Origin of the sequence: Streptococcus sp. 27098_8_76, assembly GCF_041432315.1 — a bacterium.
Classification (GTDB): Bacteria; Bacillota; Bacilli; order Lactobacillales; family Streptococcaceae; genus Streptococcus.
Window position 1 is genome coordinate 125,545 of sequence record NZ_JAPVZI010000003.1, and the last position, 22,251, is coordinate 147,795.

Genomic DNA, 22,251 nt, shown 5'->3' on the forward strand with positions numbered 1-22,251 from the left:
CTGATCAACCATGTATGGAGAAATGTCTTTTCTTACAATTTCTCACGCGCAGCTTTAGCTGCTTCCACAAGGCGAATCAAGCTTTCTTTTGTTTCTGGAATACCACGTGTTTTCAAACCACAGTCAGGGTTGATCCAAACTTTCTTGCTTGGCACTTTAGCAAGGATGGCTTCGATTGTGTTGTCGATTTCGCCTTCATTTGGCACACGAGGTGAGTGGATATCGTAAACCCCAGGTCCCACTTCTGTTTGGAAGTTTTTCGCTTTGAGTTCGTCCAAGATTTCAAGATTTGAACGGCTAGCTTCAAATGAGATAACGTCCGCATCCAAGTTGTCGATAGCTGGGATGATATCTGTAAATTCTGAGTAACACATGTGAGTGTGGATTTGTGTATCTGGCGCTACTGTTGAGTGTACCAAGCGGAAGGCAGGAATTGCCCAGTCAAGGTAGTCTTCGTACCAGTCGCTACGACGGAGTGGCAATTTTTCACGAAGAGCAGCCTCATCGATTTGGATGATTTTCACACCAGCAGCTTCAAGGTCCAGCACTTCATCCTTGATAGCAAGGGCGATTTGAAGAGTAGAATCCTTGATAGAGATGTCTTCACGTGGGAATGACCAGTTGAGAATGGTAACAGGTCCAGTCAACATACCTTTAACAGGTTTGTTTGTACGGCTTTGTGCATAGCTAGACCATTTAACAGTGATTGGGTTAAGACGAGTTACATCACCCCAGATGATTGGTGGTTTCACCCCACGCATACCGTAAGATTGTACCCAACCATTTTTAGAGAAGAGGTATCCTGACAAGTTTTGACCAAAGTACTCAACCATGTCGTTACGCTCGAATTCACCGTGAACAAGGACATCAAAGTCGATATCTTCTTGCCACTTGATCCATTCGTCAATTGTTTCAGCAAGGAAAGCGTCGTACTCTTCTTGAGACAATTCACCTTTACGGTAAGCCAAACGTTTGGCACGAACTTCTTTTGTTTGAGGGAATGAACCGATAGTTGTTGTTGGAAGGGCTGGAAGTTTGAAAGCTTCTTCTTGGATAGCTTCACGTTCTGCAAAGGCTGGCAAACGAGTGTAGTCAGCGTCTGTCAAGCCAGCGATACGTGCACGAAGTTCAGCATTGACACCAACACGTTCAGTCGCAAAGAGTTCTTTGTTAGCTGCAAGAGCTTCTGCTCCTTGACCATTGCGGATAGCATCCAAATCACGGATTTCGTCTAATTTTTCAACTGCAAAAGCAAAGTGGTTCAAGATAGCTGGTTCAAATTCTTCATTAGCAGTTGTAAATGGCACATGAAGAAGTGAGCATGAGCTAGTCAAAACGATGTTTTCAGCTGGAATTTGCTCAAGAACAGCCAAGCTCTTTTCATAGTTGTTACGCCAGATGTTTTTACCATTGACAATACCTGCATAAAGAGTCTTATCAGCTGGGAAACCACCTTTAACAAGTTCAAGAGTTTTCTTACCTTCAACGAAGTCCAAACCGATAGCATCAACTGGCAAGTTTACAAGATCAGCGTAAACGTCACGAACGTCTCCGAAGTAAGTTTGAAGCAAGACTTCAAGACCTTTTTTGTCAGCCAAAAGTTTGTTGTAGAGATTCAAGAAGAGAGCTTTTTCTTCAGCTGTCAAGTCTTTTACAAGAGCAGCTTCATCCAATTGGATACGAGTCGCACCAAGTTCAGACAATTTAGCAAAAACTTCTTGGTAAGCAGCTACTAAACTGTCTACGAAGTCTTCTGCTTTCACGCCTTCTTCAAAGTCTGACAATTGAAGGAAAGTAAATGGACCTACAAGAACAGGACGAGTGTTCAATCCAAGTTCTTTGGCTTCTTGGAATTCATCAAAAATCTTGTGACCTGCAAGTTTAACTTGAGTGTCTTTTTCAAATTTAGGAACGATGTAATGGTAGTTGGTGTTGAACCATTTCTTCATTGGAAGGGCGCGAACGTCTCCTTTTTCTCCTTGGTAACCACGACCCAAAGCAAAGTAGCGCTCAAGGTCAGACAAGTCCAAGTTTTGAACTGAAGCAGGTACCACGTTGAAGAGGAAAGCTGCATCTAGGAAGTTGTCATAGTGAGAAAAGTCATTTGATGGGATTTCAGTGATGCCTTTTTCTTTGACAATGTTCCAGTGTTTCGCACGCAAGTCTTTTGCTGCCGCCAAGAGTTCTTCTTCTGAGATTTCTTTTCTAAAGTATTTTTCAGTTGTAAATTTTAATTCGCGGAATTCTCCCAAACGAGGGAAACCGATGATTGTAGTTGACATGATGTGTCCTCCAAAATTTGTTGTTGAAACTATCTTAACAGAAAAGAAATCATCTGTATAATTGTAAAAAATTAGGCTTTGATATAGTTTGAAACTATACCTCTGTTTTGAACAAAAGAAAAAGACTTGAGACAAATGCCTCAAATCCTTTGTATAGCTTGTTTTTGGCTGTATTTTAGTTGGAATACTCAAATACGTTATTAGTAATTCTTATAAGTGACTATGACTTGTTATTAGAAAAGACTATAGGTTGATTCCCTTCTCTCGGAGATTAGCCAGACACTCCTCATAATAGGCGTCGTCATGTTCGCTGTATATAGGGCTAGTCAACTTCTCCTCTGCTAAATCTTCATAGAGAGGGCAAGTCTTACCACGGTAGTTCTTGTCCAGCCACTCTGGACTGACATTGTAGCCACGGTCAGCCATCTCCTCCATGATCACGCGATGATAGGCATAAAGACGATAGGGCGAGTGGGTAAAGACATAGTCCACCGTCGCATGCTTTCTGCCCCAGCCATTGCCACGCAGGGCGCAACACTCTCGATGTTGCCCCAAGAGTTGAGGACGAGGAAGCTGTGAAATCAAAGCCTCATGCCAAAGTCTCATGGGAGTCTCCTTTCAGTAAAGTCGAATGTTGCAAGTAGATATTTGGATAACGATCAAGCAAGTCTCTAGTCTTAGTGATCAAGTCTTCCTTAGAAGCCTGACCAAAGCGATAGCGACCCAACAAGAGCATATAATCTTTGCGCTCAGTATCTGTCGCTTTCTTTTTGAAATAGCCCCAAATATGCTGAAAGGCATTGCAGACCTGACCCCTGTGTTCTGGAATCTGGCAGGCACGGTCAATCATTTCCTGAACCTGACTCACCTCCACCTCTTCATTCTTGAGATACTGACGAATCTCATTGTAAATATTGCTGGAATGGCTCAACACGAGGTATTTGTTTCTAGCCCAGAGTTGTTGGCACTGGGATTTTTGGTTAGTTTGTTCCATATTTCTCCTTGTTTTCTATCAGTTTCCAGGAAACATGGAAACAAAGTTGTATCTAAAAAATGAGCGAATTATGAGCGGAATATGAGCGAATAAATAGTGTTTTTTGTAGTTCCTGATTTTTCTAATAAACCTTGGTTTACAAATAGTTGGAGATAGCGACGAATGGTTGCTGCACTCAAGCCTGTCAATTCTTGTGCTACTGCATTTATTATCTGGTAATGCTCTACAAGATAAGACTCTAACCCATTCGCCCCATACGACCATTCCCATTTTCAAAAGAGGGAATAATTCTAACTTAAAATGCACAATAAACCGTTCATCTCTTAGTCTATTTCTAAATCATGTTGGCCACCTAATAAAAGATTTTCAAAAAATCGTTCCAGATATTCTGTTTTTTTCTGGAATAGCTTCGCATTATCTAGAACAAGAGCATCTCGAAAATACTTTGCATTTTCTTGGAAGGGTTTGTTGTCTACTTGAAATCCCATAGTTCTAAGGTACTTAATCAAAAATACTGTTATGGTTCGAGTATTTCCTTCTCCAAAAGGATGAATTTGCCAAATACCTGAAATAAAAGTCTTGATATGTTGCACTACTTCAATCTCGGATTTTCCTCGATAGTCAAATTGACTTTCCTGCTGAAAATCATAGGTCAAACTATCTGCTACCGTACGAAAATCATCATAGATGACACTATCTCCATTTAAAACAGCCTCACTTTTTGTAATGTTATAAGAGCGGTATTCTCCCAAGGGAATACCTTGTGGTAGGAGGCCAAAGAAAAGCTCTCTATGAATTAATTTCAATGTTGTTGGAGCAAATTTAAAGGCATTAGAGGACAAGAGCTCCACAATTCTCATGGCAACAAGATCTGCTTCTCTTGTACTATCATCCTTCTCTTGGTGGTAAGTCGTTACTTGGTCATAAACTTCTTGATAAGTCAACTTTCCTTGAGAATTTTGCTGTGCGAGCTCTCTCATATACGGCGACGGTTCTAGATCATCTACCTTTTGTAAGCCAAACCCCGTTTCCCATAGGTCTAACTTGGTCTGATAAGAGAGTCTGGGATTATCAATTTCATAAGTCGGTGTCATGGTTTTCCTTTCTAGACAAAGCTTCAAGTAAAATCTTTATATTCTATTCTACCATATTAGATTAGCTAGATTTTCCAGTAATTTGTCGTTTCTTACGAAACTAGCTCTTGGTTTTTAAATAAAAGACTGTATCAGGAATTTATTATTCCGAGTCTTAGACAAGCTATTTTTTCTTTTACAATCTCCGCTACTTCCCCCATCACCCTTTAAAATCCTTCAAAAACTCTTTGAGTTCAGCATCAGCTTCTGGTGTGGTTCCATGGAGTTGACCGAGCATTTCGAGTAGGGAAGCGGTTTGGGTTTGGATTGCTTCATTTGTCGTGTTAATCTTGCTGACGATATCTGTCAGTGGCTCAACTTCTTCTTCCTCAAAGGTATCTACATAGCGAGGGATATTGAGGTTGTAGTCATTTTCGACAATTTCTTCATAGCTCGCTAGATGGGCAAACTTGTTAATCTCCTCACGAGATTTGTAGGCTTCCAGAATCTTCTCGATATGAGCATCCGTCATGATATTCTGGTTTTTCCCTTTATCAAACTCCTTAGAAGCATCGATAAAGTAGACATTACGATTGGTACGGTTCTTTTTGAGAATGATGACCGTAGTCGGAATGCTGGTATTAAAGAAGATATTGGCAGGTAGACCGATAACCGTGTCAATGGCCCCTTCTTCTAACAAGGCCTTACGAATGGTCCCTTCCGCATTTCCACGGAAAAGAACCCCGTGAGGAAGGACGATAGCCATAACTCCATTATCCTGCTTGAGATGGTAGTAACCATGCAAAAGAAAGGCAAAATCAGCCTTGGACTGGGGCGCTAGTTTCCCAAAAGGAGAGAAACGAGGGTCCGCCATAAAGCCTGAACTTGCTGACCACTTGGCAGAGTATGGTGGGTTCATGAGAACACCGTCAAAGTTGGTTGGTTCTTGAGTCGGCCAGTCTTCGTCTAGCGTATCGGCATTGTGGAGAAATTGATTTTCAACAGGAACACCGTGTAGAATCATGTTCATCCGAGCCAAGTTATAGGTCGAAATATTGAGTTCCTGACCAAAGTAGACCACTGTCTGCGGTTTATGAGAGTATTTCTTGGCATTGAGCAAGAGGGAGCCAGATCCCATAGTCGCATCATATATGGTAAAGCCTAGCTGGTCCTCACGACCCAAAAAGGCAATCTGTGTCATAAGCTTGGCAACAGGCTGAGGTGTATAGAACTCACCAGCCTTCTTACCCGAGTCAGTCGCAAACTGACCAATCAGATACTCATAAGCATCCCCCAGCATATCACCAGCATGACCAGCCACATCTAGCACAGCCAACTCTTTCATGACCGCCGCCACCGTTTGGTTTTGCTTTTGCGGAGTCGCCCCTAGCTTTTTGGAATAGAGGTCAATATCTTCAAAGAGATTTTCATAGAGTTCATCACTCTGCTCGATATCACGAAAACCTTGAGCCAAATCTTCCAGCTGGAAAGTTCCCTCATTGACACGTGCTACAAGAGCCGTAAAGGTCAACTCAGGCTTGATACTGTAGTTGAGTTCGTCCTTCATGACTACAAGAAGATTCTCGTGGGTGTCCGCATCCTCATAGTAGTTACGATAGACCTCAAGAGCAGCCTCTAGACTCTCACTCCCCTCCTCCATGGTCTCCGCCACGAAAAAGAGCATCTTATCTGACAGGTACTTATAAAAGACCATACCCAAAAGATAGGACTTGTAGTCATTGGCATCCATCTTAGAGCGGAGAACATCCGCTGAGTTCCACAGAGCTTGATAGAGCGACTGGGAAGTTTGTGTTGTTTCCATAATGTTTCTTTCTAAGTTTTGAAATATAATTGTTAAAAGTTATCACTAATCACCTATATAAACATATCTTGCAAGAGTTTCTTTTTCAAAGTCTCAAGCTGAGAAATTTTTTCTTGGTAAGAGCTGATGATCTTATCGAGGTTGGAGAAGTAGGCGCCGATGGCACTATTCTTCATCTCTTAGCCCTCTTTCCTTCAAATCTTGAAACTCCCGCTTGGCTTTCTCGATCTCTCTTCTAGGTGTCTTTTATGATGTCTATTCAAATAATTCTATTTATAGATAATACATTTTTTCATACCTTCTATATTATATAAGTAATTAGTTAATTAAACCACTTAAAAAAGTGTTAGTAATATTTACCTCAAAAGGGATAGTTTTACCGTAACAAATATTATTACTAACAATATAAGCTTCAACGTAATGTCTACCGAAATACGAGGTCTTCTCTTTTAAAATTCTTTTTCCTTTAAAATAATTTCCTCTAAGGCAATTAGCATTTGTCGCTTCCATTCCGGTATTAGTAACCTTCCAATAGATATCGTATGTTGGCGGAAAATTACCTTTTAATTCAAAATCAATATCTCCATTTTTCGATATTACATCTCCACTTTTAATACGTTTCCTAATATTATCTTGTCTAAAAGAAGCACTGATACTTATTGGTAAAATTAATGATTCTGACCATTCACTTTTTTCATAATACGATAGTTCTTTCAAATCTATTCCAATATTAAAATTTTTATTATCTATACTTCGTCTAATATAAAACATTTTCATCGAATCTGAAAATTCAATATTTGTACTAAAATCTGAGTAAAGTTGTTCTAACCAATATAGAAACTTTTTGAAATAACGTTCATCCTCACTCCATTTTGTAGATAAATTTTCTTTTTCATTTACAGGATTAAGTACACATTTACGATTGGTGCTGTCATTATCTATTCCCTCAATCAAATGTAAAATTACATTTTCTAATAATTCTTCAAATGTTTCACTTTTAGAAACAACCTTTTGATAAGATTTAGCAGCTAGCGTTGTAATAATAATTGAGGAAGGTTTGTACTCCAATTCATTCTCAAAACATACTTCTGCATGCCTTTTTAATAATTGAACAATCCTTTGTAAAGGTGTTTTAATTGTATATTCAGGAAATTCCTCGAAAATTTGATTTAATCTTTTATACTCTTCTTTATAATGCTCAAAATTAGACTGAGCCCGGAACCATTTATAATAACCTTTTGGATTACTTATTTCCCAACTATTAGATAAATTATTAAAATCATGATGCCTCTTATCAGTGATTGCTATATCATCAGTTTGAGAATCGCCATACGGAACGCTAGGTAAAATATCAACATGAAAATTCACATCATCGCTGTATTCAATCGTCCAGCACCTATTACCATTATAAGGTTCCTTCTTCATACTATGTTTTTGCATGTAACTCTTTATACATTTCCCTAACAAATTTTTTAAATCCTCTTGAGACTGTTCAAGCATATGTTTTCCAGTAAAATTACACACTATATCAACATCATAGTTTCCATCATTAGTAAGTGGCTTTATAGCAGTACCAAGTTTTATAGATCCTTGTAAAAAAATATCTGGTCTATAATTAGATAATTCTGAATCGGAAATATAATCTACTATGGAATAATATCTATTTGTTGCTTTTTCGTAATTTGCATCAGAAATATCAATACTTTCGATCAATTCTTCAAGTTCAGGAATAGGTCTTAGTTTTTTCAATTTAATACCTCAAATATCTTATAAAATATATTTTGAATGTGCACCGATTTTTTTAGAAAATTCATTAATCTGTACGCACTCTTTTTCAATATCTCGAAAATCTATTAACTTGATCGTATCATGCTTACTTTGATAATCGGATATTAGATTCTCATATTCTTTTGGTAAATATATTTCGTAAATATCGAATATTAGAATTTCTTCTTTTTGATAATTTGTTGAAAATCTAATTCTAGGTTCTATTTGTTTAATATACTCAATTCTTATATTCCTTAAAGCTTCATTAGGAAGAATATTATCTGTTATTATTTCTTCTAAAAATTCTCTATACACTGATATTTCACGATTTTTTCTAGAATTAAACCAATCTAAAATCTTTAATACATACTTACCTTTAGAAAAAAAGCGTAAATCCCCTTCCTCATAAAATCCCACTTCATTCTCAAATCTAATTTCAAATTTAGTCTCTAACTCTTTGAATGAATCATAAACTTTATAAACACCTCCAACAGGTTGATATTGATCTATATGCTCCCCTTTTATCAAAAGATACTTATTAGCAATTTTTATTCTATATAAATAAGCAATACTAAATCTAATATCCTTGTTCCAGTAACGAAGCACATCTAAATACATTTTAATTCTTTTTCTGTTTGCAAATGCAAATCCGATTATTACCCATATAACATTTGTTAATAATCCAATAAAAATATCAAACAACAGAAAATCCTCCATAAAATCTATAAAAACATATATTGTAAAAGTTTCTTCTTCAGTGTTTCTAACTGAGAAATTTTTTCCTGGTGAGCAGAGATGAGGTTATCAAGGTTTAAGAAATAAGAGACGATGGCTTGTTGTTCTTTTTTATCAGGGTATAAAAATTCATATTTCATTAAGTTTGATGGACTTATTCCAAAAACTTTCATACCTGTACCAACTTTATAACCATATTTTCTAAACGTTTGAGTTTTAAACATGTAATATAAGAAAATAGAATCAAAAATTGAGTAAGGTCGAACAGCTATTGTATGAAGCCCTGCAACTATTTTTTCTGATAAAGTTATAGCTATAACTGCAACTTCTGCAATTCCTTTATAATCCTCTGAAGCATCAGCAAAAATTAGATCTCCTTGCTGTAGAAATTCATTCATTTTTGTATCCGATTTAATGTATGGAATTGAATTTCCATCATCTATCATAGAAACTTTTCCTAGATGAATATCACCATAATGTATGTACTTTAGACCTGTATCTTGATTTGTCTCAACATCTCTTGACAAAGAGTAGGATTTTACCCGATCTGTAGATTTTTCTAAGGTAGTTTTCTCCCACTCACCTTCAAATCCATCCAAACGAATCTCAGGTACAGTCTGTCCAGCTTTGGGAAACATCTTTGAGAGCATGGCCACCTTGAGGGATTGGTAGTTGGTGAGATTATCCTTGTAGCTCGCTAGAAGGTCGTCGAGGGTGCAGAAAAGGGATCCGATGGCGGATTGTTCTTCTAAAGATGGAAAAGATATTATAAATTTTTCTACATCATTTTTTGTAATGTTAGGATCTTTTCTACTACTCGCTGCAACATTTCTCCAGCTTTCCTTTTTAAAATTTAAAAAATTTAGTAGAAAATTTGGATTAATTTCATTGACTGGCATCAAAGCAGCTAGGGCTTGATTAATCGTAGCAGGATAAGCTAGTAACCCTGTTCTTCCAATTTGATTAAATCCACCGTACATTGCTATCAATACAGAATTTTCAGGTAAAAGTTTTAATTTTGTTGCTCCATAAACTGAGATTTTTTCTTCATTAGAGCATATTAGAGAATTATTTAAATCTGTTGTTTTTATCCATGGAATTTCTCCATTTTGATAATTTCTACTATCAGATCGTGACGGAGTGTTCCCGGAATAAACTTCGTATAATTCTCCTAATTTAGATTTAGTCCAAGTATTTTCAAATTCATGAAATCTAATTCTAGGAATGACTTTCTTCCCCATAGTTCTTAATAAACCTCATTTCTATACTACAACTTCATTTTTAATAAATTATAATCTTTATTTATGTCTTTTTTCTTTAAATTTGAAATCACAAAATTCTCTGTTTCAGGACTCCAATACAATTTAAGATATTTTTTTGTTCGTGTCATAGCAGTATATAGAATATTATGATTAATTTGTTCATCTACTTCATTAGTGATAACAATTTTTACAGATTCATACTCCAAACCTTGAGCCTTATGAATTGAAATTGCATACGATACTTGAAAAGGAACTGTCGCCGAATTATCTTCTATATCCTCATCTGCACTACTATATCTATCTACACTAAACCTAATAACAGAATTATTATTGTTGCCACTTTCCAAAAGTTCTATCTCACTATCAGAAACATCTAATCCATTTAAAACCACTCCTAACAATTCTATTGTAAAAATAATTTTATCACTATTTTCGATAACTTGTATATCTCTAATAATTCCCTTTAAATTGTTATACAAAACTCCATTAAATCTACTTGACTCACTAAAGACTATAGGATCATTAATTTTATAAAATTTAGAATTCCATTTGATACTTTGATGAGGATTTGATGCTTGTAACAATCTATTTATATTATTAATGCCATAGATTCCATCATAATTTAAACTTAGAATAATTTCATCTTCATGAACTTTTTCAAATATACTGGCATCCAATTGAAAATTCAAGTCTTTTCGAGATAAATGCTCCATAATGTCAGGCTCAATATTTCTTACTTTATCCCAAACCTCAATCAGACCATCATCCCGTGTTCTATATGGAGTGTCTAATTCTATTATAGCCTCCGTTTTTATAATTTTTTTAGCAAGTTCGAACCAATTTCCAAACTGAATAGCCTCAATTTGGAAAATATCACCCACTAAAACTAGAAATTTACACGAGATTTTTTTTAGCAATTCTGCCATATCGGAGTTACTCACCATACTACACTCATCAACAAATAATATGTCACATTTTATTTCTGTTTTATATTTGATTTTCTGAATCGTTGAAAATTCACAATTCGATGAACTGATTCTTCTTCTTAAATTTTCAACTGCTGTATGTGTCACAGATAAAAATAATTTATCTGCTGAATTAAAAAATTGTGCAATATGATTTATAAAGTATGTTTTTCCTGTTCCGGCAGAACCATATATTAAAGCAACTGCAGAATCAGAAAATAGTGAGGTTAGTTTCTCTTTTTTAAAAGGGTCATCAATACTATGTTCGCTTGTTTCTAACCATCTCTCAACTGATTGAGTATGATTTTTATTATTATCTCTTGAAAAGTCTATTAATTTTTTCAAAACTTCAAGTGAATCAGTTTCATATTGTGAAATAAAGACTTGTCCATTTTCAATTTTTAATTTTCTTCCTTCATGTTTACTTATTATTTTTTCATTATACTGCCAAGCTAAAGCCTCAACTCTTTCAGAGTATTCTTCTGACAATTCAGTTATTGATGTGTATATTTTCCCATGAATCTCAGTATTATTTTTTATTAGTCTCGCTAGAAATTCGCTATCTTTCCCACTATCATCAATACAAGCTAATAAATCATATATTTTAGGATTATGATTTATTAAAGAAGAGCAAAACGGCATCTCATCAAAAGGAATACACCCCCATTTTAATCGAAGACCAGATAATTTTATATTTCCTCCTTCACATTTATTATATGGATGATTATCATAAAAATACTGTTCTTTTAAAATCTCATTATTCATATGAAACAGTAAGTATCTTAGTATATTAGAGCCCGAATTGTTTGCCTGAATTATCATTCTAGCATTATCTAAAATATCAAAGATATAAGATACCTGTGATTTTTGGTTGACATAAGCTTTAGTTTTTTGATATAACTCCTGATTTAATTCTATAATATCAATTAAATTTATTTGATTTTTCTTTAGAAACGCCATTAAAATTCTATATTCCATGTGTGAAGACTTCACTTCATCTCCCCCAATTTTTAGGATACGGCTTAATGAATGAAATTCACACGGACGAATAGCAACATCCCAATCAGCAATTACTGATATAGTTAGGGTAGAACCATATATATTTATTTTTTCATTTCTTATATATAGCTTCGTTGCATAATTTGACATAATTTCTTTATTAGTATACGCTGTTATTCTCTCTGATTTTTTACCAGCACCATATGTACTGGTATATGTTACTTCATAATAGATATTTTGATTCACAAAAAATGGTTTGATTTTTTGTATGTAATATCTTTCACTCTCTGTTATTGGATATTCTGGATTATCAATTACATCAGCAATTTTTGCATAATATTCTTCAGACATTGTATCCATATAGAGGGGAAATTTTTCTAGATTTTCTAAAACTTCAAATTTGTAATTAGTTAGTAAAAATTTTTTTATTTTCAGCATATATTCATAATATTTAAGTAACAATCTCTCTGAATTATTTTCGTCTAGAGTATAATGTGAAGCCGATTTTTGGAGAAATTTATGAATTTTTCTTAAAAAGACATAGTTTGACTTTTCATTAATATATTTTATACTCAGTTCTATGTTATGATAATTCCATTCCAAATCAACATCATTATCATGGTTATATATTTTAACAGCAATATGTTCTACAAAATTTCTCAAAGTATTCATAATATTTTGAGAAGAAAATCCTCTTTCTCTCATCATATTCATCTGTTCTATATTTTTACAAATATTTTTATTTATATCTACAATATGTTTATCAATCTTCATAGTTTTTTTACTCCTGCTAAATTATATATTTTTAATCTACCTAATATAAATTTTAATAATTTCAAGTTTATATAATAAATAGTAATTTCCTTTTGCATATTATTATACCACGGAACCATAAAAATCCCCTTAGAAATCCGCTTCTAAGGGGTTGTCTTTATCCTGATGATTGGTCTGGTTCTGCTGGTTTGTTTTTTTATCTTTCTTGCTACTAGTGATGAGACGACGCTTGCTATATCGGATGATATTGAGTTCCTTGAGGAGTTGAGTCAGGTGTTTCTTTTCAGGGTAGGCTTCTGCACTAGCTGCGGTATAGCGCATAAAGAGCTCGTAGCTGGTTGAAAGTTCTGTACGGAGCTGTCTGGTCTTGCCAACTTCCTTGGTAGACTTAGAAGCACGCGCCTTACTTTCCACTTGGTCATATTTGATCACCGCCGCCAGTTAAGCTTGAAAATCATCAAGCTTGGTCTTGAAGGGTTCCAAATGTTTGGCATACATAGATTCATCCTTGTTTGCCTTAGAAAAAGTGGTCAAACTTTGATGAGTATCCATCATCAGGCTTTCAAACTCACGATTGGTAAAGTTACTATAACTAAGTGGACGAATAGCGTATGTTTTTGTCATGATGATATTCTTTCTATTTTTCATTATGTAAACTTTTAAAATAATTCTAACAGTTACTTTAAAAGATTTATTCCGCTTCCGCTCAACTGTCATTATTTCCATCTAAAACGTACTTTTCAGGACAAATCAGACATTTTCAAATTAAAAAACCCCTATCTGATGGACATACACTCCGTCCATCAGATAGAGACTCTTACTATTTTTAGATTTTACCTTTTCGAGTTTTAGAATACATATAAAATTTAGTAAATATGACTATTCGAAAGCTCGAAGACCTCAAAACTTTTGTAGATAAGTAATTCGAAACGTAGAATACTTGTAAATTTATGTAATTGCAATCATTCGAGGCTTAGAATACATGTAAACTTTAGGAAGTAGGCCTATTCTAAGTCTCGAAGAGCTATCTTCCAACCCTCAATGGCTCAATGACTTCCTCCACTAGTTGGGTATAGGCTTCCTTGATTTGTTTTTTATAGAGGAGAGGATTGAGGGCATCCGCCACCTCTAGCTTATAGTCCTGATAGCGCTGGCTCTTGGTCAGCTGACTTTCTCCTAGTTGTTTTTTCGCTCCCTTACGGTAGTGTTCGACATAGTAACGGAGTTCATCCTCACCGACATACCAGCGCTTGCTAAAGACTTTGATATGTTGCTGGATGACAGCCTCAATCATCTGATCCAAAATATTTGCGATAGACTGACCACGATAGCTTTTCGGATGTTCTTGTACCTCTCTCCAAAGTTCAGTGATGATCTGAGCAAGATTGGGATTGGTCTTCTCAAGACTCTGAATATAGTTATCCACGGCTTCCCTATCTTGAGCGCTTAGGTTCTTTTCTTGACTCTGACCTTGTTCAATCAGGCTTTGGATTAAGGTCAAGATATAGGCATAGTTAATTTCGTCCACTTGGATAGACTCCAGTTCATAGTGGATATCAAGTGGCTCTCCATCGTCATCATCCTCTACTCGGCTTTTTAATTCTGCAAGGACATTTCGATAAAGTCCCAGATACCTTTCCAACTTCTCTCCATCAAGTCCCGTCTGACTGTAAAGTTCTTCCTCATCATACTCTTTGTACACTCGGATAGAGGCTAAATATTTATCAAAGGCTTGATAGGTTTTAGCTAGTTTCCTCAACTCAGGTGTAGAGATTTGCTCGATTTGGAGTCCTTCCTCAGGATCATCGGTGATGAGATTTTGGAAATCACTGCAACTCCGTAAAAAGTTCCTCTTTTCCTCTTCCCAGCTAGGGGCTAGGACCTCGTTTTCACCACCATTTGAGTAGAGCTTGAGGGCATTATCCACTGCTTCCTTAAAGGCTAGGGGCTTTTGGAAGGTGATGATATGACCGTAGGTCTTACTAGAATCAAAGATACGATTGGTTCGGCTAAAGGCTTGGATCAAGTCCTGCGGTTGCATGGGCTTGCGGTCAATAAAGAGAGTTGATAGACAAGGGGCATCAAATCCCGTTAGGAGACGATTGACTACGATGACTAAGTCCAACTGTTCATTTCGATAGAGGTATTTGTCATGCTTTCGAGCTAGACGGTTATTGACATCCGTATTAAAACCACGCAGATCCGCCATGGTAAAATGGGTATCAAACTCTTGGTTATAGTCCTCTAAGACCTGCTTCATGTGGTCTTGATTGGCTCTTGAGTCTTCTTCATTTTCTGTGACCGAGTAGGTGATGGTCGCCTTTGGAAAGTCAGGAAGGACCTGCTTGACCCTTTCCGATACCTTAACCCTCGTCTCCCCAGCCTTGACTCGTTTGAGGAGGTCATAGTAGGCTTGGGCTTGAGGGATGGATTTAACGGTTAGGATGGCATTGTAGGTCTTACCAACTCCTTTTTGGAATCCTAGCTGTTGACGGGATTTATTGATAATGGCATCCAAGACTTCCAGCATATGCTCTTCATCTTCGTAGACAGTATCTGGTATGTCATTTTCAGATTTATCCGTGATGAGGGTATTGCGATAATCTACCTTAAAGCCTAAAACAGCTCCATCATGAATGGCTTCCTTAACTGTATACTCATGGAGACGGTCTCCGTACTGTTGCTGGGTGGTTTGGGCTAGATCGCCGATTTGCTGGCGTTTATTTTCCTTAAAGATAGGTGTGCCTGTAAAACCATACCAGAGAGACTGTGGGAAAAATCCCTTAATGTCTTTTTGTGTTTGTGGCGTAACGGCACGGTGGCATTCATCCACGACAAAGGCCACTCGAAGGCCCCTGATTTTGTCCGCATCTCGTTGGTAAAGACCTTGCTCAAACTTACGCATCATGGTAGTAATTTTCTGGATGGTCGTTACCACCACACGCTTATCATTACTTCCTAGTCGCTTGACCAAATCATGAGTATTATCCGTCTCATCAATATCAATGACATCATTGGTCGCATAAGAGAGAAAAGATGAAGTGGTCTGTTGGTCCAAGTCTCTGCGGTCAACGACAAAAATTGTCTTTTGGATAGACGGGATTTGGAGGAGATTCCGCGCTACTTTATAAGAGGTCAGAGTCTTCCCTGAACCTGTCGTATGCCAAACATAGCCTGATGCTTGCTGGCGAGAAGCTTCTTGCACTGCTTCGATGGCATGGATCTGGTAGGGACGCAAGAGGATAAGAGCCTTCTTACTATCATCAAGGACAGAGTACTGCATGAGCATCTGATGCGCACGAGGGATAGAAAGAACTTCGTGGGCAAAACTGGTCAAGCTCGTTATGGGTTGGTTGTCCTTATCCACCCACTTGGTTAGAAATTGCTTGTTGAGTTTGTTTTCTCTAGCTGCAGCGATATAGCGTGTGTCTACCTTATTGGTCACAACAAACATCTGTAAGCTAGAGTAAATGCCACGAAACTTGCCTTCCCTATCATACTTCTTGATTTGATGAAAGGCATCTAAAAAAGCAACTCGAGGACTTTTAAGCTCAATCTGAATCATTGGAAGGCCATTGATCAAGAGGGTCACATCTAGCCTGCGGTCTTGATCCTGAGGATTTATCTTATCTCTCTCGACTTGGTTGACAACCTCATAACTAGACTTACCAGCTGCGATATTGTCTCTCCAGATGACAGATAAACGGATAGTCCCCAAACTAGCATCTTCTCTCTGAACTTCAACCTTGGCAATGCCATTTTCGCCGACCAACCACTTGGCCGCATCATAGTAGCTAATAAAGTTCAGTTGATTCTTTATCTGGCGTTTTTCCTGTTCTGTCAGGGGATGTTCTGCCAATCGAGCCACATTGTTCTGAGCTAACTTTTCAAAGAAGTTTTCCCATAATTGCTCTTCTGTTTTGAGGTCATCTCTGTAAGTCCATTGACTTTCCCCAGTTACCAGTTGGCTGATCAGTTGTTTTTCTATCCCCAGTTCTGGTTTTACCTGTATCATACTCTCTCCTTTGCTACATGTCTGCTCCCTTTATTATAGCATGTTTAGGCTCAAATTCCATCACTCTTCCCATGACAAAAATACTCATTCCCCCTTTCTCCTCCAAAATATGGTATAGTAGAAATATACTATCTAAGAGGAGTTTACATGTCACAGGATAAACAAATGAAAGCTGTTTCTCCCCTTCTGCAGCAAGTTATCAATATCTCATCCATTGTCGGTGGTGTTGGGAGTTTGATTTTCTGTATTTGGGCTTATCAGGCTGGGATTTTACAGTCTAAGGAAACCCTCTCTGCCTTTATCCAGCAGGCAGGTATCTGGGGGCCACCTCTCTTTATCTTTTTACAGATTTTACAGACGGTCGTCCCTATCATTCCTGGGGCCTTGACCTCGGTGGCTGGGGTCTTTATCTACGGTCACATCATCGGGACTATCTACAACTATATCGGGATCGTGATTGGCTGCGCCATTATCTTTTATCTGGTGCGACTCTATGGGGCCGCCTTTGTCCAGTCTGTCGTCAGCAAGCGCACCTATGACAAGTATATCGGCTGGTTGGATAAAGGAAATCGTTTTGACCGTTTCTTTATCTTTATGATGATTTGGCCCATTAGTCCGGCTGACTTTCTCTGTATGCTGGCTGCACTGACCAAGATGAGTTTCAAGCGTTATATGACTATCATCATTCTGACCAAACCCTTTACCCTCGTGGTTTATACCTACGGTCTGACCTATATTATCGACTTTTTCTGGCAAATGCTTTGACACATAAAAAATCCGTTTGGTTTCCCAAGCGGATTTTTAAAGCGTAGATTGACTATGGCTTGATGCTAAATATACTTTGGTATGGAAATCATGCATATTTTTCGGCTCTTTGTCAACTGTAGTGGGTTGAAGAAAAGCTAAGATCGAGAAAGGACGGATTTCGTCCTTTCTTTTTTGCTATTCAGAGCGATAAAAATCCGTTTTTTGAAGTTTTCAAAGTTCCGAAAACCAAATGCATTTCGTTTGATAAGTTTAATGAGATTATTAGTAGCTTCCAATTTGGCGTTGGAGTAGAGTAGTTGAAGGGCGTTTACAATCTTTTCTTTGTCCTTTAGGAAGGTTTTAAAGACAGTCTGAAAAAGAGGATGAACCTGTTTTAGATTGTCCTCGATAAGTCCGAAAAATTTGTCTGGCTCCTTGTTCTGAAAGTGAAAAAGTAAGAGTTGATAGAGATTATAGTGGTGTTTCAAGTCTTCTGAATAGCTCAATAGTTTGTCTAGAATCTCTTTATTCGTCAAGTGCATACGAAAAGTAGGGCGATAAAAACGTTTCTCACTGAGTTTCCGACTATCTTGTTGGATAAGTTTCCAGTAACGCTTGATAGCCTTGTATTCATGGGATTTTCGATGATACTGATTCATGATTTGGACACGCACACGACTCATGGCACGGCTAAGATGTTGTACAATGTGAAAGCGATATAGAACGATTTTAGCACACGGAAAAAGCTGTTTAGCCAAATCATAATAGGGACTAAACATATCCATAGTAATAATTTTCACTCGACATCGGACAGCTCTATCGTATCGAAGAAAGTGATTTCGGATGACAGCCTGTGTTCTACCTTCAAGAACAGCGATGATACTGAGATTATCAAAATCTTGTGCAATGAAACTCATCTTTCCTTTTGTAAAGGTATATTCGTCCCAAGACATAATCTCAGGAAGGCAAGAAAAATCAAGCTTAAAGTGAAAGTCATTGAGCTTGCGAATGACAGTTGAAGTTGAAATAGACAACTGATGAGCAATATCGGTCATGGAAGTTTTTTCAATCAGCTTTTGAGCAATCTTTTGGTTGATGATACGAGGTATTTGGTGATTTTTCTTGACGAGAGAGGTTTCAGCGACCATCATTTTAGAGCACTGATAGCACTTAAAACGGCGTTTTCTAAGGAGGATTCTAGTAGGCATACCAGTCGTTTCAAGGTAAGGAATTTTCGACGGTTTTTGAAAGTCATATTTCTTCATTTGACTTCCGCAATCAGGGCAAGATGGGGCTTCATAATCCAGTTTAGCGATGATTTCCTTGTGTGTATCCCTATTGATGATATCCATAAATTGGATATTTGGGTCTTTAATATCGAGTAGTTTTGTGATAAAATGTAATTGTTCCATATGAATCTTTCTAATGAGTTGTTTGGTCGCTTTTCATTATAGATCTTATGGGACTTTTTTTCTACAACAAAATAGGCTCCATAATATCTATAGGGGATTTACCCACTACAAATATTATAGAGCCTATTTTTCGATAGTGAGGCGAGGACTTACCTAGCCTTTCCGCCGTGATGGAAACACCTGAAATCGAATGGTTTCAGGTGTTCGGAAACTTTGAGACATTAGGCTCAAAGTTTAGGTATGGAATTTCGAAGAAAGTCGCTACCGTCCGTAATCACTTAAGGAAAGACTCAAAAAACATTGTCTTCAACTACAAAATCCGTTTGGTTGCCCAAGCGGATTTTGTGCTTTATTTTGAAACTTCTTTTGCAAGAACAAAGTTTCCAAGAGTAGCAGAACCATTTCCTGCGACTGCTGGAGTGACGATGTAATCACGCACATCTGGCACTGGTAGGTAGCCATTAAGAAGAGATGTAAATTTCTCACGGACACGGTCCAGCATATGTTGTTGAGCCATGACCCCTCCACCAAAGACAATCACGTCTGGGCGGAAAGTCACTGTCGCATTGACCGCAGCTTGAGCGATATAGTAGGCTTGAACATCCCAAACAGGGTTGTTGAGTTCAATGTTTTCCCCACGAACACCTGTACGAGCTTCCAAACTTGGACCAGCTGCATAGCCTTCCAGACATCCCTTATGGAAAGGACAAACACCGTTGAATTCTTTGTCAATATCCATTGGGTGTCTAGCAACATAGTAGTGACCCATTTCAGGGTGACCCACACCACCGATAAACTCACCACGTTGGATAACACCTGCACCGATACCTGTACCGATTGTGTAGTAAACCAAGTTTTCGATACGACCACCAGCATTGTTACGGGCAACCACTTCACCGTAAGCAGAGCTGTTTACGTCTGTTGTGAAGTACATTGGCACGTTTAGGGCACGACGAAGGGCACCAAGCAAGTCCACATTTGCCCAGTGAGGTTTTGGAGTTGTTGTGATAAAGCCATAAGTTTTTGAGTTTTTGTCAATATCAATCGGACCAAATGAACCAACTGCAAGACCAGCAAGATTATCGAATTTTGAGAAGAACTCGATGGTTTTATCGATTGTTTCGATTGGAGTTGTTGTTGGAAATTGTGTTTTTTCTACAACGTTAAAGTTTTCATCACCGACAGCACAGACAAACTTTGTACCGCCCGCTTCCAAGCTTCCATATAATTTTGTCATGATAAACCTCTTGTTTTTATTTTCTTTATTATAGCATATTTCGAAAGTCTAAATTTCTCTATTTTTTAGATTTTCCTCTGTAAATCTTACCATTCAAGCAAAAACGAACAAACATGTCATTTGTTCGTTTTCACATTAGAGAGGATTGATTAAATTTTCACTTCAATAACGGCATCCCCCTTCGCAACTGAACCTGTTGCGACTGGAGCTACTGAAGCGTAGTCAGCTGTATTTGTAACGATAACCATTGTTGTATCATCAAGTCCAGCTGCAGCGATTTTGTTTGAGTCAAATGTTCCAAGAACATCGCCCGCTTTAACCTTGTCACCTTGAGCAACTTTCGCTTCAAAACCTTCACCATTCATAGATACAGTGTCAATACCAACGTGGATCAAAACTTCAGCACCATCAGTTGTTTTCAAACCAAAAGCGTGCCCTGTTGGAAATGTGATTGAAACTTCAGCATCAGCTGGTGCATAAACCACACCTTGACTTGGTTTCACAGCGATACCTTGTCCCATAGCTCCACTTGAGAAGACTGGGTCATTGACATCAGCAAGAGCGACAACATCACCGACGATAGGAGTTACAAGTGTTTCATTTTGAAGAGCTGCTGGAATGTTGCCAGTTGTTTCTTCTTGAACCAAACGTTCTGTCGCCGCTTCAGTAGCAACTTCTTTTTCATCCTCATAACCAAACATGTAAGTAAGGGCAAAACCAAGTGCAAATGATACAGCTACCATAAGAAGGTATTGGGCAAGTTGTCCGTTACCAACATAAAGCATTGTACCAGGGATGATGGTGATACCACTACCATTACCAGCAAGTCCAAGGATAGAAGCCAATCCACCACCGATTGCACCAGCAATCAATGAGAGGAAGAATGGTTTACGGAAGCGCAAGTTCACCCCGAAGATAGCAGGCTCTGTAATACCGAGGAAGGCAGAAAGAGCAGCTGGGAAAGCAAGTGTTTTCAGTTTTGGATTTTTAGTTTTAACACCAACCGCAACAGTCGCAGCACCTTGAGCTGTCATAGCCGCAGTGATGATCGCGTTGAATGGGTTAGCATGGTCAGCAGCAAGCAATTGCACTTCAAGCAAGTTGAAGATGTGGTGCACACCTGACACGACAATCAATTGGTGAACCCCACCAATCAAGAAACCACCAAGACCAAATGGCAAGCCAAGAATTGCTTTTGTACCAATAAGGATGTAGTTTTCAACAACGTGGAAGACTGGTCCGATAACAAAGAGTCCAAGGATAGACATGACCAAAAGTGTCACGAATGGTGTTACCAAGAGGTCAATGACATCTGGAACAACCTTGCGGACAGCTTTTTCAAATTTAGCTCCGACAACCCCGATGATGAAGGCTGGAAGAACAGAACCTTGCAAACCAACAACAGGGATGAAACCAAAGAAGTTCATAGCTGTTACTTCACCACCTGAAGCGACTGCCCAAGCGTTTGGAAGTGAGCCAGAAACAAGCATCATACCAAGAACGATACCAACGGCAGGATTTCCACCAAATACACGGAAGGTTGACCACACAACCAAACCTGGCAAGATGATGAAGGCTGTATCTGTCAAGATTTGAGTGTAAGTTGCAAAGTCACCTGGAAGTGGCATTTCAAGAGCGTTGAAAAGACCACGCACACCCATAAAGAGACCTGTCGCTACGATAACTGGGATGATTGGAACGAAAACGTCACCAAAAGTACGGATAGCACGTTGGAACCAGTTCCCTTGTTTAGCAGCTTCTGCTTTCATGTCATCTTTAGATGATGTTGGCAAACCAAGTGCAACAACTTCATCGTACATTTTGTTAACTGTACCTGTACCAAAGATGATTTGGTATTGACCTGAGTTAAAGAAAGCACCTTGAACTTTTTCCAAGTTCTCAATCACTTCTTTATTGATTTTTCCTTCATCTTTGACCATGACACGTAGACGAGTCGCACAGTGGGCAACACTGTTGACATTTTCACGTCCGCCCAAGGCATCGATGACTTTTTTTGCAATTTCCTGATTGTTCATTTGCAAAAATCTCCTTATATAAAATTTTGTTCTTGTTTGAAAGCGATTTTATTCGCCCTACGACTATTATTTTATCATGTTTTAGAAATATGTCAAGCGTTTTGCAGAAAAAATATTCTATCCATTTAGTG

At 37.9% G+C, this 22,251-nt stretch carries 15 protein-coding genes and 3 pseudogenes; 1 reads left to right on the top strand and 17 read right to left on the bottom strand.

Annotated elements, in window-relative coordinates; translation table 11 throughout:
- Positions 1-32 precede the first annotated feature (32 nt).
- The 14 genes and pseudogenes from metE to O3636_RS03140 form a co-directional block, all read right to left on the bottom strand.
- Positions 33-2,282, bottom strand: a complete 2,250-nt coding sequence (metE, locus tag O3636_RS03075; RefSeq protein WP_371641665.1) for a 5-methyltetrahydropteroyltriglutamate--homocysteine S-methyltransferase — start codon at positions 2,280-2,282, stop codon at positions 33-35.
- 243 nt (positions 2,283-2,525) lie between these two features.
- Positions 2,526-2,888 (bottom strand): TIGR02328 family protein, encoded by a 363-nt coding sequence (locus O3636_RS03080; protein WP_371641667.1) that lies wholly within the window; start codon positions 2,886-2,888, stop codon positions 2,526-2,528.
- Entirely contained in the window at positions 2,872-3,276 is a 405-nt protein-coding gene (locus O3636_RS03085; RefSeq protein WP_261034339.1) for a YbgA family protein, read from the bottom strand. The genes O3636_RS03080 and O3636_RS03085 overlap by 17 nt, the downstream gene beginning before the upstream one ends.
- Before the next feature lie 68 nt (positions 3,277-3,344).
- Entirely contained in the window at positions 3,345-3,464 is a 120-nt protein-coding gene (locus tag O3636_RS03090) for a hypothetical protein (RefSeq protein ID WP_350353754.1), read from the bottom strand.
- A 135-nt stretch (positions 3,465-3,599) separates the two neighbouring features.
- Positions 3,600-4,370 (bottom strand): Fic family protein, encoded by a 771-nt coding sequence (locus O3636_RS03095; RefSeq protein WP_033684147.1) that lies wholly within the window; start codon positions 4,368-4,370, stop codon positions 3,600-3,602.
- A 199-nt stretch (positions 4,371-4,569) separates the two neighbouring features.
- Positions 4,570-6,171: a type I restriction-modification system subunit M gene (locus O3636_RS03100; RefSeq protein WP_371641670.1), complete on the bottom strand. Its 1,602-nt coding sequence runs from the start codon at positions 6,169-6,171 to the stop codon at positions 4,570-4,572.
- A gap of 53 nt (positions 6,172-6,224) precedes the next feature.
- Positions 6,225-6,344: pseudogene (locus tag O3636_RS03105) on the bottom strand (restriction endonuclease subunit S); the annotation flags it as partial.
- Positions 6,337-6,417 (bottom strand): annotated as a pseudogene (locus O3636_RS03110) (type II toxin-antitoxin system RelE/ParE family toxin); the annotation flags it as partial. The pseudogenes O3636_RS03110 and O3636_RS03105, both read right to left, overlap by 8 nt.
- Positions 6,418-6,489: 72 nt before the next feature.
- Positions 6,490-7,920 carry a nucleotidyltransferase gene (locus O3636_RS03115; protein ID WP_301352124.1) on the bottom strand — a complete coding sequence of 477 codons (1,431 nt, stop codon included), beginning with the start codon at positions 7,918-7,920 and terminating at the stop codon, positions 6,490-6,492.
- 18 nt (positions 7,921-7,938) lie between these two features.
- Positions 7,939-8,640 carry a hypothetical protein gene (locus O3636_RS03120; RefSeq protein WP_301352123.1) on the bottom strand — a complete coding sequence of 234 codons (702 nt, stop codon included), beginning with the start codon at positions 8,638-8,640 and terminating at the stop codon, positions 7,939-7,941.
- Positions 8,641-8,660: 20 nt separating this feature from the next.
- Positions 8,661-9,914 carry a restriction endonuclease subunit S gene (locus O3636_RS03125; RefSeq protein WP_301352121.1) on the bottom strand — a complete coding sequence of 418 codons (1,254 nt, stop codon included), beginning with the start codon at positions 9,912-9,914 and terminating at the stop codon, positions 8,661-8,663.
- 26 nt (positions 9,915-9,940) lie between these two features.
- Positions 9,941-12,673: an ATP-dependent RecD-like DNA helicase gene (locus tag O3636_RS03130; RefSeq protein ID WP_301352119.1), complete on the bottom strand. Its 2,733-nt coding sequence runs from the start codon at positions 12,671-12,673 to the stop codon at positions 9,941-9,943.
- A 129-nt stretch (positions 12,674-12,802) separates the two neighbouring features.
- Positions 12,803-13,297, bottom strand: a pseudogene (locus O3636_RS03135) (DUF6261 family protein).
- A 400-nt stretch (positions 13,298-13,697) separates the two neighbouring features.
- Positions 13,698-16,688, bottom strand: a complete 2,991-nt coding sequence (locus tag O3636_RS03140; RefSeq protein ID WP_301352117.1) for a type I restriction endonuclease subunit R — start codon at positions 16,686-16,688, stop codon at positions 13,698-13,700.
- Positions 16,689-16,835: 147 nt separating this feature from the next.
- On the opposite strand from O3636_RS03140, the gene O3636_RS03145 reads away from it, so the two are divergent.
- Complete coding sequence (locus tag O3636_RS03145) at positions 16,836-17,453, top strand: TVP38/TMEM64 family protein (RefSeq protein ID WP_000076168.1); 618 nt, start codon at positions 16,836-16,838, stop codon at positions 17,451-17,453.
- A gap of 137 nt (positions 17,454-17,590) precedes the next feature.
- On the opposite strand, the gene O3636_RS03150 is transcribed toward O3636_RS03145, so the two are convergent.
- The 3 genes from O3636_RS03150 to O3636_RS03160 form a co-directional block, all read right to left on the bottom strand.
- Positions 17,591-18,847 carry an ISL3 family transposase gene (locus O3636_RS03150; RefSeq protein WP_371641673.1) on the bottom strand — a complete coding sequence of 419 codons (1,257 nt, stop codon included), beginning with the start codon at positions 18,845-18,847 and terminating at the stop codon, positions 17,591-17,593.
- A gap of 349 nt (positions 18,848-19,196) precedes the next feature.
- On the bottom strand, positions 19,197-20,084 hold the full coding sequence (gene scrK / locus O3636_RS03155) for a fructokinase ScrK (RefSeq protein WP_371641675.1): 888 nt from the start codon (positions 20,082-20,084) through the stop codon (positions 19,197-19,199).
- Between the two features lie 149 nt (positions 20,085-20,233).
- The gene (locus O3636_RS03160) at positions 20,234-22,120 is read right to left on the bottom strand and encodes a sucrose-specific PTS transporter subunit IIBC (protein ID WP_371641677.1); all 1,887 of its coding nucleotides are present in this window, start codon (positions 22,118-22,120) and stop codon (positions 20,234-20,236) included.
- Positions 22,121-22,251: the final 131 nt, after the last annotated feature.

Coding starts and splice junctions, on each gene's coding strand:
- O3636_RS03095 (WP_033684147.1), bottom strand. CDS start 4,370: ATGACACCGACTTATGAAATTGATAATCCCAGACTCTCTTATCAGACC.
- O3636_RS03130 (WP_301352119.1), bottom strand. CDS start 12,673: ATGAAGATTGATAAACATATTGTAGATATAAATAAAAATATTTGTAAA.
- O3636_RS03080 (WP_371641667.1), bottom strand. CDS start 2,888: ATGAGACTTTGGCATGAGGCTTTGATTTCACAGCTTCCTCGTCCTCAA.
- metE (WP_371641665.1), bottom strand. CDS start 2,282: ATGTCAACTACAATCATCGGTTTCCCTCGTTTGGGAGAATTCCGCGAA.
- O3636_RS03145 (WP_000076168.1), top strand. CDS start 16,836: ATGTCACAGGATAAACAAATGAAAGCTGTTTCTCCCCTTCTGCAGCAA.
- O3636_RS03140 (WP_301352117.1), bottom strand. CDS start 16,688: ATGATACAGGTAAAACCAGAACTGGGGATAGAAAAACAACTGATCAGC.
- O3636_RS03100 (WP_371641670.1), bottom strand. CDS start 6,171: ATGGAAACAACACAAACTTCCCAGTCGCTCTATCAAGCTCTGTGGAAC.
- O3636_RS03085 (WP_261034339.1), bottom strand. CDS start 3,276: ATGGAACAAACTAACCAAAAATCCCAGTGCCAACAACTCTGGGCTAGA.
- O3636_RS03150 (WP_371641673.1), bottom strand. CDS start 18,847: ATGGAACAATTACATTTTATCACAAAACTACTCGATATTAAAGACCCA.
- O3636_RS03125 (WP_301352121.1), bottom strand. CDS start 9,914: ATGGGGAAGAAAGTCATTCCTAGAATTAGATTTCATGAATTTGAAAAT.
- scrK (WP_371641675.1), bottom strand. CDS start 20,084: ATGACAAAATTATATGGAAGCTTGGAAGCGGGCGGTACAAAGTTTGTC.
- O3636_RS03160 (WP_371641677.1), bottom strand. CDS start 22,120: ATGAACAATCAGGAAATTGCAAAAAAAGTCATCGATGCCTTGGGCGGA.